Annotated in this window: 14 protein-coding genes; 9 read left to right on the forward strand and 5 right to left on the reverse strand. The window is 71.8% G+C overall.

Going from position 1 to position 14322, the window contains the following annotated elements; genetic code table 11:
• Window positions 1-190 precede the first annotated feature (190 nt).
• Complete coding sequence (locus KZ829_RS03705) at window positions 191-2716, forward strand: ATP-dependent Clp protease ATP-binding subunit (RefSeq protein ID WP_220142447.1); 2526 nt, start codon at window positions 191-193, stop codon at window positions 2714-2716.
• A gap of 48 nt (window positions 2717-2764) precedes the next feature.
• Here the strand turns inward: KZ829_RS03705 and KZ829_RS03710 are convergent, their stop codons facing one another.
• Window positions 2765-3649 carry an HhH-GPD family protein gene (locus KZ829_RS03710; protein WP_220142448.1) on the reverse strand — a complete coding sequence of 295 codons (885 nt, stop codon included), beginning with the start codon at window positions 3647-3649 and terminating at the stop codon, window positions 2765-2767.
• A gap of 20 nt (window positions 3650-3669) precedes the next feature.
• On the opposite strand from KZ829_RS03710, the gene KZ829_RS03715 reads away from it, so the two are divergent.
• The 4 genes from KZ829_RS03715 (at window position 3670) to KZ829_RS03730 (ending at window position 6011) form a co-directional block, all read left to right on the forward strand.
• Window positions 3670-4179, forward strand: a complete 510-nt coding sequence (locus tag KZ829_RS03715; protein WP_183222378.1) for a glycine cleavage system transcriptional repressor — start codon at window positions 3670-3672, stop codon at window positions 4177-4179.
• The gene (locus KZ829_RS03720) at window positions 4176-4673 is read left to right on the forward strand and encodes a peptide deformylase (RefSeq protein WP_220142449.1); all 498 of its coding nucleotides are present in this window, start codon (window positions 4176-4178) and stop codon (window positions 4671-4673) included. The genes KZ829_RS03715 and KZ829_RS03720 overlap by 4 nt, the downstream gene beginning before the upstream one ends.
• A gap of 82 nt (window positions 4674-4755) precedes the next feature.
• Complete coding sequence (locus tag KZ829_RS03725; RefSeq protein ID WP_220142450.1) at window positions 4756-5496, forward strand: adhesin; 741 nt, start codon at window positions 4756-4758, stop codon at window positions 5494-5496.
• Between the two features lie 5 nt (window positions 5497-5501).
• Entirely contained in the window at window positions 5502-6011 is a 510-nt protein-coding gene (locus KZ829_RS03730; RefSeq protein ID WP_220142451.1) for a 2'-5' RNA ligase family protein, read from the forward strand.
• Window positions 6012-6563: 552 nt separating this feature from the next.
• Here the strand turns inward: KZ829_RS03730 and disA are convergent.
• From disA to KZ829_RS03750, 4 genes are all read right to left on the reverse strand, one after another.
• A complete protein-coding gene (disA, locus tag KZ829_RS03735; RefSeq protein ID WP_188120121.1) occupies window positions 6564-7745 on the reverse strand; it encodes a DNA integrity scanning diadenylate cyclase DisA in 1182 nt (393 codons plus the stop codon).
• A gap of 83 nt (window positions 7746-7828) precedes the next feature.
• A complete protein-coding gene (gene radA / locus KZ829_RS03740) occupies window positions 7829-9244 on the reverse strand; it encodes a DNA repair protein RadA (protein ID WP_220142452.1) in 1416 nt (471 codons plus the stop codon).
• A 35-nt stretch (window positions 9245-9279) separates the two neighbouring features.
• Window positions 9280-9945, reverse strand: a complete 666-nt coding sequence (locus KZ829_RS03745) for a hypothetical protein (RefSeq protein ID WP_220142453.1) — start codon at window positions 9943-9945, stop codon at window positions 9280-9282.
• Between the two features lie 92 nt (window positions 9946-10037).
• Window positions 10038-10865, reverse strand: a complete 828-nt coding sequence (locus tag KZ829_RS03750) for a UbiA family prenyltransferase (protein WP_220142454.1) — start codon at window positions 10863-10865, stop codon at window positions 10038-10040.
• A 48-nt stretch (window positions 10866-10913) separates the two neighbouring features.
• On the opposite strand from KZ829_RS03750, the gene KZ829_RS03755 reads away from it, so the two are divergent.
• From KZ829_RS03755 to KZ829_RS03770, 4 genes are read left to right on the forward strand one after another with little or no spacing between them, the layout of a single operon-like run.
• The gene (locus tag KZ829_RS03755; RefSeq protein ID WP_220142455.1) at window positions 10914-11621 is read left to right on the forward strand and encodes a methyltransferase domain-containing protein; all 708 of its coding nucleotides are present in this window, start codon (window positions 10914-10916) and stop codon (window positions 11619-11621) included.
• The gene (locus KZ829_RS03760) at window positions 11611-12765 is read left to right on the forward strand and encodes an acyl-CoA dehydrogenase family protein (protein WP_220142456.1); all 1155 of its coding nucleotides are present in this window, start codon (window positions 11611-11613) and stop codon (window positions 12763-12765) included. Before KZ829_RS03755 ends, KZ829_RS03760 begins: the two co-directional genes overlap by 11 nt.
• Before the next feature lie 11 nt (window positions 12766-12776).
• The gene (locus KZ829_RS03765) at window positions 12777-13841 is read left to right on the forward strand and encodes a type III polyketide synthase (protein ID WP_220142457.1); all 1065 of its coding nucleotides are present in this window, start codon (window positions 12777-12779) and stop codon (window positions 13839-13841) included.
• Window positions 13838-14290 (forward strand): DUF6023 family protein, encoded by a 453-nt coding sequence (locus KZ829_RS03770; RefSeq protein WP_220142458.1) that lies wholly within the window; start codon window positions 13838-13840, stop codon window positions 14288-14290. The genes KZ829_RS03765 and KZ829_RS03770 overlap by 4 nt, the downstream gene beginning before the upstream one ends.
• Window positions 14291-14322 lie beyond the last annotated feature (32 nt).

Below are 14322 nucleotides of genomic sequence, written 5' to 3' on the forward strand. Positions count from 1 at the left end.
CACGTTCGGGTGGGGGAACAGCCGCTGAGCGTGCGAAGTTGGCTAAATCAACGTTGCGGATCGCTCCGAGGGGCTGTGGAGGCCCGGCGGAGACCGTCAGCGGCGATAGAGTTACAGCACGGGCATCACCGATGCCCGTGCGCTGGCCCCGCCAGTTCATGGGCGCACGGCACGTGAGGAGCACGAGGGCATGTTCGAGCGGTTCACCGACCGAGCGCGACGGGTTGTCGTCCTGGCCCAAGAAGAGGCCCGGATGCTCAACCACAACTACATCGGCACGGAGCACATCCTGCTCGGCCTGATCCACGAGGGTGAGGGCGTCGCCGCCAAGGCTCTGGAGAGCCTGGGCATCTCCCTGGAAGGGGTCCGCCAGCAGGTCGAGGAAATCATCGGCCAGGGGCAGCAGGCGCCGAGTGGGCACATCCCGTTCACGCCGCGGGCGAAGAAGGTCCTGGAGCTCTCGCTCCGGGAGGCCTTGCAGCTCGGCCACAACTACATCGGCACCGAGCACATCCTGCTCGGCCTGATCCGTGAGGGTGAGGGCGTCGCCGCCCAGGTGCTGGTCAAGCTCGGCGCCGACCTCAACCGGGTCCGCCAGCAGGTGATCCAGCTGCTCTCCGGCTACCAGGGCAAGGAGCCGGCCGCCGCGGGCACCGCGACCGGAGAGGCCGCGCCGTCCACGTCGCTCGTGCTGGACCAGTTCGGCCGCAACCTGACCCAGGCCGCCCGGGAGGGCAAGCTCGACCCGGTCATCGGCCGGGAGAAGGAAATCGAGCGGGTCATGCAGGTGCTGTCCCGGCGCACCAAGAACAACCCGGTCCTGATCGGCGAGCCCGGTGTGGGCAAGACCGCCGTGGTGGAGGGCCTGTCCCAGTCCATCGTCAAGGGCGAGGTGCCCGAGACGCTGAAGGACAAGCAGCTGTACACACTGGACCTGGGCGCGCTCGTCGCCGGCTCCCGCTACCGCGGTGACTTCGAGGAGCGCCTCAAGAAGGTGCTCAAGGAGATCCGCACCCGCGGCGACATCATCCTGTTCATCGACGAGATCCACACGCTGGTCGGCGCCGGCGCCGCCGAGGGCGCGATCGACGCGGCCAGCATCCTCAAGCCGATGCTCGCCCGCGGTGAGCTCCAGACCATCGGCGCCACCACCCTCGACGAGTACCGCAAGCACCTGGAGAAGGACGCCGCTCTCGAGCGCCGCTTCCAGCCCATCCAGGTCGGCGAGCCGTCGCTGGCGCACACCATCGAGATCCTCAAGGGTCTCCGCGACCGCTACGAGGCGCACCACCGGATCAGCATCACCGACGCCGCCCTGGTCGCGGCCGCGACGCTGGCCGACCGGTACATCTCGGACCGGTTCCTGCCGGACAAGGCGATCGACCTGATCGACGAGGCCGGCGCCCGGATGCGCATCCGCCGGATGACCGCGCCGCCGGACCTCCGCGACTTCGACGAGCGCATCGCCCAGGTGCGCCGCGACAAGGAGTCCGCGATCGACGCGCAGGACTTCGAGCGCGCCGCCCAGCTGCGTGACAAGGAGAAGACCCTCCTCGGTCAGAAGGCGCAGCGGGAGAAGGAGTGGAAGGCCGGCGACCTGGACGTGGTGTCCGAGGTCGACGACGAGCAGATCGCCGAGGTGCTGGGCAACTGGACCGGCATCCCGGTCTACAAGCTCACCGAGGAGGAGACCTCCCGCCTGCTGCGCATGGAGGACGAGCTGCACAAGCGCGTCATCGGCCAGGAGGACGCGGTGCAGGCCGTCTCCAAGGCGATCCGGCGCACGCGGGCCGGCCTCAAGGACCCGAAGCGGCCCTCCGGCTCGTTCATCTTCGCGGGCCCGTCCGGTGTCGGTAAGACGGAGCTGTCCAAGGCGCTGGCGGAGTTCCTGTTCGGTTCCGAGGACGCGCTGATCCAGCTGGACATGTCCGAGTTCCACGACCGGTACACGGTGTCCCGCCTCGTCGGTGCGCCTCCCGGTTACGTGGGTTACGACGAGGGTGGTCAGCTGACCGAGAAGGTGCGGCGTAAGCCGTTCTCGGTGGTGCTGTTCGACGAGATCGAGAAGGCGCACCCGGATGTGTTCAACACGCTTCTGCAGATCCTGGAGGACGGTCGGCTGACCGATGGTCAGGGCCGGATCGTGGACTTCAAGAACACGGTCATCATCCTGACCACCAACCTCGGCACGCGGGATGTGGCGAAGGCGGTGTCGCTGGGCTTCCAGGCGTCGGAGGCCGAGGAGTCGTCGTACGAGCGGATGAAGATCAAGGTCAACGACGAGCTGAAGCAGCACTTCCGCCCGGAGTTCCTGAACCGTATCGATGACACGATCGTCTTCCACCAGCTGCGGGAGAAAGAGATCCTCCAGATCGTCGACATCTTCACGGCGCGGATCGAGGGCCAGCTCAGGAACAAGGACATGGGTCTGGAGCTGACCGACGACGCCAAGAAGTATCTGGCGGCCAAGGGCTTCGACCCGGTGCTCGGCGCCCGTCCGCTGCGCCGGACCATCCAGCGCGAGCTGGAGGACACGCTGTCCGAGCAGATCCTCTTCAACGAGCTGCGCCCCGGCCAGATCGTCGTCGTGGACTGCGAGGGCGACCCGGCCAAGGTGGAGAAGTCCAAGCTGGTCTTCCGCGGCGCCGAGAAGGGCGTGACGGTGCCCGACGCGGTGCCGGCCGACCTCGACACGGCGACCACCACCGAGGAGTAAGAGCCACAAAGGGACGGCCCGGCCACTTTCGGCCGGGCCGTTCCGCGTTCAGGAAAGCGTCGCGGCGTCCCCGGCGAGCACGAAATCCTGCGGTCCCAGCCGCTCGACCAGCCCGTCCTCGACCAGGCCGGCGAGCGCCCGGGCCCGCTGCACCTCGTCCTGCCACACCATGTCGAGACGCTGCCGCGGCACCGGGCCGGTGGCGTGCCGCAGCACCTCCAGGAGCAGGCCGCGCACCTGGCGATCGGTCCCCGCGTACCGCTGCGGTTTGCGACTCGGGCCCTCCGGCAGCGGCTCGCCGCGCAGCCGCCACGCGCAGACGTCGTGGAACGGGCAGTCCACGCACCTCGGCGCCCGGGCCGTGCAGACGATCGCGCCCAGCTCCATGAAGGCGATGCTGGCCTTCGCGGCCCGCGCCTCGTCCTCGGGGAGCAGCTCCTCCATGGCGGTCAGGTCGGCGGCCGTCGTGGCGGGCCCGGCGTCCGGCTTGCCCTCGACCGCGCGGCAGACGACCCGCCGTACGTTGGTGTCGACCACGGGGTGCCGCTGGCCGTACGCGAACGTCGCCACCGCCCGCCCGGTGTAGGTCCCGACCCCCGGCAGCGCGAGCAGTTGATCGAGCGCGGACGGGACGGCGCCGCCGTGCCGCTCGACGATCGCCACGGCGCACGCGTGCAGCCGCATGGCCCGGCGCGGATAGCCGAGCCGCCCCCACATCCGGATCGCCTCCGACGGCGGGTCCTCGGCGAGCGCGGCCGGGGTGGGCCAGCGGGTCATCCAGGAGCGCCAGGCGGGCTCGACGCGGACGACCGGCGTCTGTTGCAGCATCACCTCACTGACCAGGACTCCCCAGGGGGTGGTGTCCGGCTGCCGCCAGGGCAGATCACGGGCGTTTACGGCGTACCAGGCGATGGCTTCGTCGGCGAGAGTCATATCCCGTTTACTGTAGGCGGGTGTACGAACTCGCCATCACCGTCATCGGCCCGGATCGCACCGGCATCGTGGCGGACGTCTCCGAGGCTCTCGCGGAGGTCGGCGCCAACCTGACCGACTCGACGATGACCCGGCTGCGCGGCCATTTCGCGATGACCCTGATCTGCACCGGACCGACCGAGGCCGAGGCGGCGCGGGCCCTGGAGCGGGTCACCGGGGGCGGCCTGCTGGCCACCGTCCGACGGGTGGAGCCGGAGGCCGACAGCGCGGCGGCCGGCGAGCCGTACCAGGTGAGCGTGCACGGCGCCGACCGGCTCGGCATCGTGGCCGCGGTGACCCGGGTGGTCGCGGCCGCCGGCGGCAACATCACCGACCTCACCACCCGGCTCACCGGGCCGCTCTATCTGCTGCTCGCCGAGGTGGACGTACCGGCCGGGGCGGGTGACGAGCTGGCCGAGCGTCTGGCCGTGGCCGCCGCCGAGCTGGATGTGGACGTGACACTGCGCCGGTCCGACACGGAGATCCTGTGAGATCGGTCGTCACCGCTCCGGCGAGTGTGCTCAGCACCTCCGGGGAGGTGGTCGACCCGACCGATCCGGAGGTCGTCCGGCTGGCGGAGGAACTGGTCGAGGTGATGCGGGTGTCACCCGGTTGTGTCGGCCTGGCCGCACCGCAGATCGGCGTGAGCGCCCAGGTGTTCTGCGTGGACGTGACCGGGCATCCGAAGGCGGCCATCACCCACGGCACGTTGGTGCTCTGCAACGCGAGGATCGTCGAGGCGAGCCGGTGGCGGCCGGGCCGGGAGGGCTGCATGTCGGTGCCGGACCTGACCGGCGACGTGAAACGGGCCGGGCGGATCGTGGTCGAGGCGGTCCTGCCCGGCACCGGCGAGCCGTTCACACTGACCACCGGCGCGTTCGAGGCCAGGGCCGTACAGCACGAGATCGATCACTGCGCGGGCAAGCTGTTCCTCGATCGGGTGGCCGGAGCGCACGCCGTCTACCAGCGCAAGGTCTATCTCTAACGAGCGATGCGCGAGTTGGTGTCGCATAACCGGCGCGTCGTGCACATAGCGAAGGCTGTCCGGGTCTACCGTGAGCGGCATCATGCGTGCGACGGTTGGTCCCCTCCCACCCGCGGTCTACTGGCGGCGGCGTGTGGTCGTGCTGAGCGCGGTCCTGCTCGGCGTCATCGTGCTGTTCGTGTCCTGCTCGGGCGAGGACGATCCGGGCAAGAAGAAGACGACGTCCTCCTCCCAGACGACGAGCTATCCGACCCCCGCCGCGGGGAAGGATGCGAGCGCGTTTCCGTCACCGTCGTTCGAGGAGACCGGTCCTGCCGTCGGCCCGGCCCTGCCCGACCCCAACGAGCTGCTGTCCCGGCAGCCCGACGACGGTGAGAAGCTGCCCCCGCCCGTGAACGGCGCCACCGCGACCGCCGCGCCCGGCTCCGGCGCCTGCTCCGACAGCGAGATGTCGGTGATCCCGGTCCCGGCGGACACCTCCCCGCAGCGCGGCACCCCGCTCAAGATCAAACTCAAGATCAAGAACATCGGTACGCGTACGTGCACCCGCGACCTGGGCGCCAGCGCACAGGAGCTCTACCTCGAACAGGGCGCCCAGAAGTACTGGTCCTCCGACCTGTGCACCACGTCGAAGGGCAACCAGGTCGAGACCCTGAACGCGGGGGCCGAGCGCGAGTACGAGGTCACCTGGAACGGCCGCTCCTCCACCCAGTGCGCCGACAACGTCGCGGCCGGCCCGATCCCCGAGACCGGCGCTTACGAGCTGCGCGGCCGCCTCGACACGCTCCGCAGCAACCCGGTCATCCTGACCATCGTCGCCTGACCTCGTTGGTAGCCGCTATCGAGCTGTACCTGGACGTCGACACGACGCGCCGGGTCCGCAACCTGTGGCGTGCCCTGGACGCGGAGGGCATCCCGTCCCTCGGCTCCCTGCACCAGAAGCACCGCCCGCACATCTCCCTGGCCGCCGCCCACCGCATCGACCCGCACGCCGTAGCGGAGGCGCTGTCCGGTTTCGAGGTGGCCCGCCCGCTCCCGCTGAGCATCGACTTCGTGGGCCAGTTCGTGGGCCGCGTCCTCTGGCTGGGCGTCACCATGACCGAGGATCTGCTGTCCCACCACCGCGCCGTACACGACCGCCTCTCCTCGGCCGGAGTGGAGATCTGGGACCACTACCGCCCGGGCCGGTGGGTCCCGCACTGCACCATCTCGCTACGCGTGCCCAATCCGGTGATGGCCCCGGCCGTCCGCCGTTGCCTGGAATACCTCCCCCTCCAGGCCACCATCACCGGCGCCGCGGTAGCCGACCACGCCAACGACATCAGCCACCCCCTCTGAGCCCATCCCCGCCGTCCCGGCCACCACCCACCGCCGTCTCGGATGGTCCCGGCCCGACGTCCGCCGCCGTCCCTGGTGCACCGCCCGAGGAAGTCGGCGATCACCTGCCACTTCCAGCCCCTGCCGCGCCGCCGGGCTGAGCTGCCCGCTCACCCTCACACCCCCATCCCGCCGGCCCGCCCGTCTCGGTCGAGGGATGGCCATGGCCGCCTGGCTCGCAGGTGGCCGCTTGCGGTAGGTGCGTGGTTGCGGAGGGGCTCGCCAGCACCCGATCTGCCCCGCTTACGGCCGTAGCGCCGGTCACGGTAGGCGTCGCTCGCCGGTGGGCCGGGCGGGTGCACACCATCACGGATGCGTGTTCGCGCGCGTGCCCTATGGGAGCGGTGAACGTACACGCGGCAGCTTCCGTGTGCCAGCCCTCGTCGGCTTCGGGTCGTGTGTGCGCCTGCCGCCCCGCTTGCACGCCCGGCGAGGTTGTTGATCTTGTGCGGCTCGAGGCTGTTCGGGCGTGAGGTGACTCCGCCGGCCGAGGTTCAGTCGGCTGGAGGCGGGTCAGACGTAGCGTTCGAGGATGGAGGCCTCGGCCAACCGGGAGAGCCCCTCCCGCACCCCACGAGCCCGGGCATCGCCGACACCCTCCACCGCCTGGAGATCCTCGACGGTGGCGCCGAGCAGACGCTGGAGGCTGCCGAAGTGGTCGACCAGCCGGTCGACGATCTGGGCGGGCAACCGCGGGACCTTGGCGAGCAGCCGGAACCCGCGCGGCGAGACGGCCACGTCGAGGGAGTCCGACGCGCCGGGGTAGCCGATCGCCTTGGCCACCGCCACCAGGTCGATCATCTCGGTGGCGGTCAGCAGGTCGAGTTCGACGAGCGCCTCGTCGAGGGTGCGGGCTTTGCGGCTGGTCGGCAGGTAGTCGCGGATGACCAGGGTGCGGTCGGCGTCGACGCCGGCCATCAGCTCGTCCAGCTGAAGGGCGAGGAGGCGGCCGTCGGTGCCCAGCTCGACCACGTAACCGGAGATCTCGTCGGCGATCCGGCGGACCATTTCGAGGCGCTGCACCACCGCCACGGCGTCACGCACCGTGACCAAGTCTTCGATCTCCAGGGCCGAGAGGGTGCCGGAGACCTCGTCGAGCCGGAGTTTGTACCTCTCCAGGGTGGCGAGGGCCTGGTTGGCACGGGACAGGATGGCGGCCGAGTCGTCGAGGACGTGGCGCTGACCGTTCACATACAGCCCGATGATGTGCATCGACTGGCTCACCGAGATCACCGGGAAGCCGGACTGCTTGGCGACCCGCTCGGCGGTGCGGTGCCGGGTGCCGGACTCCTCGGACGGGATCGACGGGTCGGGCATCAGGTGCACGGCGGCCCGGACGATGCGGGTGCCGTCGCTGGAGAGGACCACGGCGCCGTCCATCTTGCACAGCTCACGCAGCCGGGTGGCGGAGAACTCCACATCGAGCGGAAACCCGCCGGTGCAGATCGTCTCGACGACGGCGTCGTGTCCGAGGACGATGAGCGCCCCGGTGCGGCCGCGCAGGATGCGCTCGAGGCCGTCGCGCAGCGCCGTCCCGGGGGCCATCAGGGCGAGATTCGCCCGTAACGGATCACTTGCTCCGCCGGTCAGGCCGGCGCCCGCGGCCGGCGTCATCGCGCGATGCCCCACGCCGTTGACGCCGGGACGCGGCGTTGAACTGGCGGCGGGCTTGGAACCATCGCGGTCGAGCGGCACCCGGACATTCTACGGACTGTCATCCACGTCAACGAGGCGTGGTTCAATGAATGCTCCGTAGCGTGATGATTCATCACTCAGCGTTACTGTGTAGCCGCCGACGCACGGGCCGCGCTCTGGAGTGCCGCCTGGAGGTTGCCGACCTCGACGATCTCCATGCCCTTGGGCGCGCCACCAGTGCCGTCCGGCCCGCAGCCGGGCGGGACGAGCGCCACCTTGAAGCCGAGCCGGGCCGCCTCGGAGAGCCGCCGGCCGACCGCGCCGACCCGGCGGATCTCGCCGGTCAGGCCGACCTCGCCGATCGCCACCAGGTGCGGGGCCATGGCCAGGTCGAGGCCACCGGAGGCGACCGCGAGGGCCATCGCCAGGTCGGCGGACGGCTCGGTCAGCCGGATGCCGCCCACAGTGGCCGCGAAGACCTCTCGGTTGTAGAGCTTGAGCTGCTTGGTGCGCCGCTCCAGCACGGCCAGCACCATGGCGAGCCGGGCGCTGTCGAGACCGGACACCGTGCGCCGGGGCGAGCCCTGCACCTCCGCCCCGATCAGCGCCTGCACCTCGGTGACCAGCGCCCGCCGCCCCTCCATGGCGACCGTCACGCAGGTGCCCGGAACCGGCTCCAGATAGCGGGTGAGGAACAGCCCGGACGGGTCGGGCAGGCTGGTGATGCCGCCCTCGTGCATCTCGAAGCAGCCCACCTCGTCGGCCGCGCCGAACCGGTTCTTCACCCCGCGGACCAGGCGCAGCGAGGAGTGCTTGTCGCCCTCGAAGTGGAGCACCACGTCGACCAGGTGCTCCAGCACCCGGGGGCCGGCGACCTGCCCGTCCTTGGTGACGTGACCGACCAGGACGGTGGCGATGCCGCGCTCCTTGGCGATCGCGACGAGCGCCGCGGTGACCGCCCGGACCTGGGTGACACCGCCGGGCACCCCCTCGGTGCCGGGCGCCGAGACGGTCTGCACCGAGTCGAGCACGAGCAGGCCGGGCCGGACCGCGTCGAGGTGGCCGATGACCGTGCCCAGATCATTCTCCGAGGCGAGGTAGAGCTTCTCGTGCAGCGCGCCCAGCCGCTCGGCCCGCAGCCGCACCTGGCTGACCGACTCCTCACCGCTGACCACCAGCGACGGGGTGCCGGAGCCGACCGCCCACTGCTGGGCGACGTCGAGCAGCAGGGTGGATTTCCCGACGCCGGGCTCACCGGCGAGCAGCACCACGGCGCCGGGCACCAGGCCGCCGCCGAGCACCCGGTCCAGCTCGCCGACGCCGGTGGCGACGGCGCGGGCCGGGGCGGCGCTGATCTGCGCGATGGGGCGGGCCGGCTCGGCCGGCATGCGGGAGCTGACCACCCGGCCGGAGACCGGGACGGTGACCGTGGACTCGATGACCGAGCCCCACTCACCGCACTCGGAGCAGCGGCCCACCCATTTCGGTGGCTGATGACCGCAGGCGTCGCAGACGTATGCCGTCCGGGGGGCCTTGGCGGAGGATCGGGAGGTCGTCACACCGACAAGCTAGCTCGCCGGTATGACAATCCCGGTCAGTGACTCTCGAGGTCCGGGGCGTCCTCGCCGATCTCCGCCGAGCCGCGGGGCGCCGGGCTGAGCGGGGAGGCGACCGGCGCCTGGAGGACCAGCTTCTCCGAGCTGTTGCTGAACTCGAAGACCAGGTTGACCGAGGCGCCCGGGACGAGCGCGCCCTGGAGCCCGATGACCTGGAGCGGAATCAGGTCGGTCGAGCGGAACATCGCCGTCGACAGCGGGGCGACCTGGATCCGGGCCGGGCGGACCGTGGGGGCCGGCGCGGAGGCGCTCGGGGCGACGGACGGGCTGGCGGCGACCTCGCCCGGGGTGGTGACCGTGGCGGCGGCGCTCACGAAGCCGACCTGGTCCGCCCCGACGACCTGCGGGAGGTCCGGCGCGGCGCTGGTGATCGTGACGGTGACCGGCTCGGCGGTCTGGTTGAAGAGGCTCAGCTCGAGCGGAGCGTTCTCGCCCTTCTCGTAGCCCTCGATGCCGTTGTACTCCACCTGCAGGTTGCGGATGAACACGCTGCCATCGGCGGTTTCCGTGTCGACGCCCGCGATGGGCGTGTCCAGGATGGCGGTCTCGGCGACCTGACCGGCGGAGCAGCCACCCAGAGCCAGGGCGGCGACCGTGGCGGCACCCGCGACCAGAGCGGCGCGACGGGTTCCCAGGGGACGCATCACGATCCTCCAAATAGAGACACCAGGGTGTTCGATCAGCCTAATGGGCGGCGATCGGCGGTGTACGCCGACCCATCCATCATGTGGCCGGATCAGGTCAGCCGGCCGCTGAACACCAGCAGCAGGACGTCGATCAGGGCGACCACGATGACGGCCCGGAACAGCGCGACCGGCCGTCCGTCGGCGCGGCGCGCGGCGTACCAACCGAGGGGAAGGACCACGACGGCGGCCGCGCATGCCGCCACGCCGGTCCACGACGGCGGCCCGGGCGGCCCGAGGACCAGGGTGAGCGTCGCGCCCAGCAGGAGCCCCGCGGCGGCCAGCTGGGACCCGGCCGCGCCGATCCGGTGCGGCAGCCCGCGCACCCCGGTGGCCGCGTCGTCCTCCAGGTCCGGCAGCACGTTGGCGAAGTGCGCGCCGCCGCCGAGCAGCGCACCGGCCGCGAGCAGCCAGACCGGCGGCGCCGGATGCCCGGGCAGGGCGAGCACCACGAACGCCGGCAGCAGTCCGAAGGCGATCAGGTACGGCGCCACCGAGAACGCGGTGCTCTTCAGCGGCCAGTCGTAGAGAAGCGCGAACACCGTCGCCACCGAGATCGCCAGGAGAGCCGGAAGACCCAGATCAAAGGCCAGCAGGGGTACGGCCACAGCCGCCCCGATCCCGGCGGCGCCGACCGCCCGCGGCGACACCGCCCCGGCCGCCACCGGTTTGTCCCGCCGCCCGGCCCGCCGGTCGCGATCCGCGTCCAGCCGGTCGTTGACCCAGCCGACGGCGAGCTGGCTGGCCGCGACGGTGAGGGCGACGAGCACGAGCCGGGAGCCGCGATGCCCGGCGCCGACGGCCAGCAGTGTGATGGCGAGGGTGACCGCGGCACCCGGTTCCGGATGGGCCGATCTGAGCAGTGCGAGCGCACGGGACATGGCTTGCAAGTGTGGCCTCTGCGCACGGACCGTGCCAGGCTCGATCGCATGCTGTCGATGCAGCGCAATGATCCACGTCAGTACGACGACCTGGCCGGCGAGTGGTGGCGACCCGGCGGACCCTTCGAACTGCTGCACTGGCTGGCCGAGGCCCGGGCGGCACTGATCCCTCCGGCGGGAGCACCCGGCCGGATCCTGGTGGACGCGGGCTGCGGCGGTGGCCTGCTCGCGCCGCACGTCCGCGACAAGGGCTACCGGCACATCGGCGTCGACCTGCGCCGGACCGGGCTGGAGCGGGCCGTGCCGCGCGGGATGACCGCGGTGAACGGGGATGTGACCGCCCTGCCGCTGGCCGACCGCAGCGCCGATGTGGTGGTGGCCGGCGAGATCCTGGAGCACGTCACCGACCTGTCCGGCACGGTGGCCGAGCTGTGCCGGGTGCTGCGTCCCGGCGGTCTCGTGGTGCTGGACACGGTGAACGACACCCGCCTCAGCCGCCTGGTCACGGTGACGCTGGGCGAGCGGCTCGGGATCGCCCCGGCCGGCCTGCACGATCCGGCGCTGTTCGTGCCACCGAGGCGCCTGGTGACCGAGTTCACGCGGCACGGGGTGGAGCTGGAGATCCGGGGGGTCCGCCCGAGCCTGCCGGGACTGTTCCGCTGGCTGGTGCTGGGCCGGGCCGCGGGCGGGCGCATCGTCCCCAGCATCTCGGCGGCGATCCTCTATCAGGGCATCGGGAGACGACATGCTGGATGACGCACGACGGCTCGCCCCACGGTTCGCGGCCCGCGCGGCCGACAGCGACCGGGACGGGTCCTTCCCCGAACGGGACTTCGCCGAGCTGCGGGAGGCCGGCTTCTTCGGTCTGATGGTCCCGGCCCGGCTGGGCGGCGCGGGCGCGGGCTTCGCGGAGTACGCGGACATCGCCTACGAGCTGGCCCGGGGCAACGGCTCGACGGCCCTGGTCTTCAACATGCACGCCTCGGTGACCGGTGCGATCGCCGGCGTCACCGACGAGCTGGCCGAGTTGCTGGGGCTGCCGGCGGAGGCGCTGGAGGCCCGGGACGGCTTCCTCAAGGCGGCCGCCGGCGGCGCCTGGTACGCCGTGGCGATGAGCGAACGCGGCGCCGGCTCCCGGCTGTCCGAGCTGTCCACCAGCTACCGGCGGGTGGACGGCGGCTACCGGATCACCGGCGCCAAGACGTTCTGCTCGGGCGCCGGTCACGCGGACGCCTACCTGATCGCCGCCCGCAGCGCCGACGACCCCGCCCAGGTGTCGCAGTTCCTGGTCCCGGCGGGCGAGGGCCTCCGGGTCGAACCCACCTGGGACGCCCTCGGCATGCGCGCCACCGGTTCGCACGACCTGCACGTGGACGTGACGGTCCCGGCGCCGGCGCTGCTCGGCGGCGTGGAAGGGCTCGCCCTGGTGGCCGCCCAGCTGGCCCCGCACTGGATGGTGGCCAGTTACGCCGCGGTCTACGTGGGCGTGGCCCGGGCCGCGGTGGACGCCGCGGTCGAGCACGTCAACGCCCGCGGCCTGGGCCGGCTGCCCGCGGTTCGGGCCCGGATCGGCCGTGCCGACGCCGCGGTGTCGGCCGCGTGCCTGGTGGTCCGGGAGGCGGCCCGCCGGGTCGACGAGGCGCCCGGCGAACCGGAGACGAACCGCTGGGTGTGGCGGGCCAAGCTGCTCGCCGGGACGACCGCGGCGGACGTGGCGGCGGCGATGCTGGAGGCGGCCGGCACCTCGGCGATGCGGCGGGGCCATCCGCTGGAGCGGCTCTACCGGGACGCCCGGGCGGGTTCGCTGCAACCGGCCACCAGCGACGTCTGTGCCGACTGGCTGGGTGTGGACGCGCTCGGCGGCGACCCGGACGCCGACGGCGTCGCCCCGCGCTGGTGACGGGCCACCGGATGGACGCGGTGATCAGCGGCATCGGGGTGGCGCTGCCGCCCGCGACCGCACAGGACGACATTTGGGACGGCTATTTCGCCCACCACTACACCGGCGCCCGGCACGGCCTGGCCCGGCGGATCTTCGCGAACGCCGGGGTCCGTACCCGGCAGGCCGTGGTGAGCCCGCTGCTGGAGGACGTCGCGAACTGGTCCACCGAGCGCCGGATGCGCCGCTACCAGGCCGAGGCGATTCCACTGGGCAAGGCCGCGGTGGACCGGGCGCTGGCCGACGCCGGGGTGGCGGCCGGCGATCTGGGGCTCTTCGCGGTCTGCTCGTGCACCGGCTACGCCACCCCCGGACTGGACATTCTGCTCGCCCGGGATCTGGGTATGTCACCCAACGTGCAAAGGCTCTTCGTGGGACACATGGGGTGTTACGCGGCGCTGCCGGGCCTTGGCACGGTGAGTGACTTCGTGGTGGCCCGCGGCCGTCCCGCGCTGCTGCTCTGTGCCGAGCTGACCAGCCTGCACCTGCAACCGCCCGGCGCCCGCGCGGACATCCAGCAGATGGTCTCGCACGCCCTCTTCTCGGACGCCGCGGCCGCCGTCGTGGTCACCCCTCGAGATCAAGGCCATCCGGGGTACGCCGTCCGCGAGCTCGCCGCGATCACCGACACCTCGACCGCCGACCACATGACATGGGAGGTCACCGATCTGGGGTTCCGGATGGGCCTGTCGCCGAAGGTGCCGGCGGTCCTCGCCGCGCACGTCCGCGGCCTGGTCGAACAGGTCCTGTCGAAGCGCGGCCGGAGCATCGCGGACGTGGACGGCTGGGCCGTGCACCCGGGCGGCCCGAAGATCCTCGACGTGGTCCAGGAGCGTCTGGGCCTGCCCGCCGCCGCGCTCGCCGAGTCCCGTGCCGTCCTCGCCGCCCACGGCAACTGCTCGTCACCGACCGTGCTCCTGGTCCTGAACGAGCTACGCCGTCGCCCGGTCCCGCCGCAGCGGATCGTGATGCTCGCCTTCGGTCCGGGGCTCACGCTCTACGTCACTCTTCTGGAGGGCTCTACTCTCGCAGCGTGAGCAGCGAACGGGGACGCGGCGTCGTGCTGCACGCGCTGGCGGCATTGATCTTGGTGATTGGACTGGTGTGGTGGTGGCGTGCCGCACCCGACGGCGCGGGTGACGGCCGGCTGGCGCACTGGCGGCTGACCGCCGAGCAGCTGCTGCCCGACATCGGCGAGCAGGAGGTGGCGAACACCCTGGTCCTGGAGCCGGGCACGGGCTACGACGAGATCGTCGAGGTGGAGCGGGGCGACTTCCTGGTGTCGGTGGTGTGCGCCGGGGACGACGGCGCCCGGGTGCGGGTCAGCCTCGGCGGCACCGACTCCGGCCGGGGTCTGCGCTGCTCCGGCGCCCGCACCCCGGACATCTTCAGCGTCGGCCTCACCCGGCAACTGCGTATGCACGTCAGCGTCGACGCATCCGGCCCGGTCGTCTTCCGTTACGCCCTTCAGCGCTCGTCCGGCTGATCGCGGCGCCGATTCATGCCGGTACCGGCCGC

Origin of the sequence: Actinoplanes hulinensis, from assembly GCF_019429605.1 — a bacterium.
GTDB classification, from domain to species: domain Bacteria; phylum Actinomycetota; class Actinomycetes; order Mycobacteriales; family Micromonosporaceae; genus Actinoplanes; species Actinoplanes campanulatus.

What these genes read in the sequence shown, in the direction of transcription:
- KZ829_RS03755 (WP_220142455.1), top strand. Translation starts at nt 10,914, where the DNA reads ATGCTGTCGATGCAGCGCAATGATCCACGTCAGTACGACGACCTGGCC.
- KZ829_RS03725 (WP_220142450.1), top strand. Translation starts at nt 4,756, where the DNA reads ATGCGTGCGACGGTTGGTCCCCTCCCACCCGCGGTCTACTGGCGGCGG.
- KZ829_RS03750 (WP_220142454.1), bottom strand. Translation starts at nt 10,865, where the DNA reads ATGTCCCGTGCGCTCGCACTGCTCAGATCGGCCCATCCGGAACCGGGT.
- KZ829_RS03765 (WP_220142457.1), top strand. Translation starts at nt 12,777, where the DNA reads ATGGACGCGGTGATCAGCGGCATCGGGGTGGCGCTGCCGCCCGCGACC.
- KZ829_RS03705 (WP_220142447.1), top strand. Translation starts at nt 191, where the DNA reads ATGTTCGAGCGGTTCACCGACCGAGCGCGACGGGTTGTCGTCCTGGCC.
- KZ829_RS03760 (WP_220142456.1), top strand. Translation starts at nt 11,611, where the DNA reads ATGCTGGATGACGCACGACGGCTCGCCCCACGGTTCGCGGCCCGCGCG.
- KZ829_RS03710 (WP_220142448.1), bottom strand. Translation starts at nt 3,649, where the DNA reads ATGACTCTCGCCGACGAAGCCATCGCCTGGTACGCCGTAAACGCCCGT.
- KZ829_RS03745 (WP_220142453.1), bottom strand. Translation starts at nt 9,945, where the DNA reads ATGCGTCCCCTGGGAACCCGTCGCGCCGCTCTGGTCGCGGGTGCCGCC.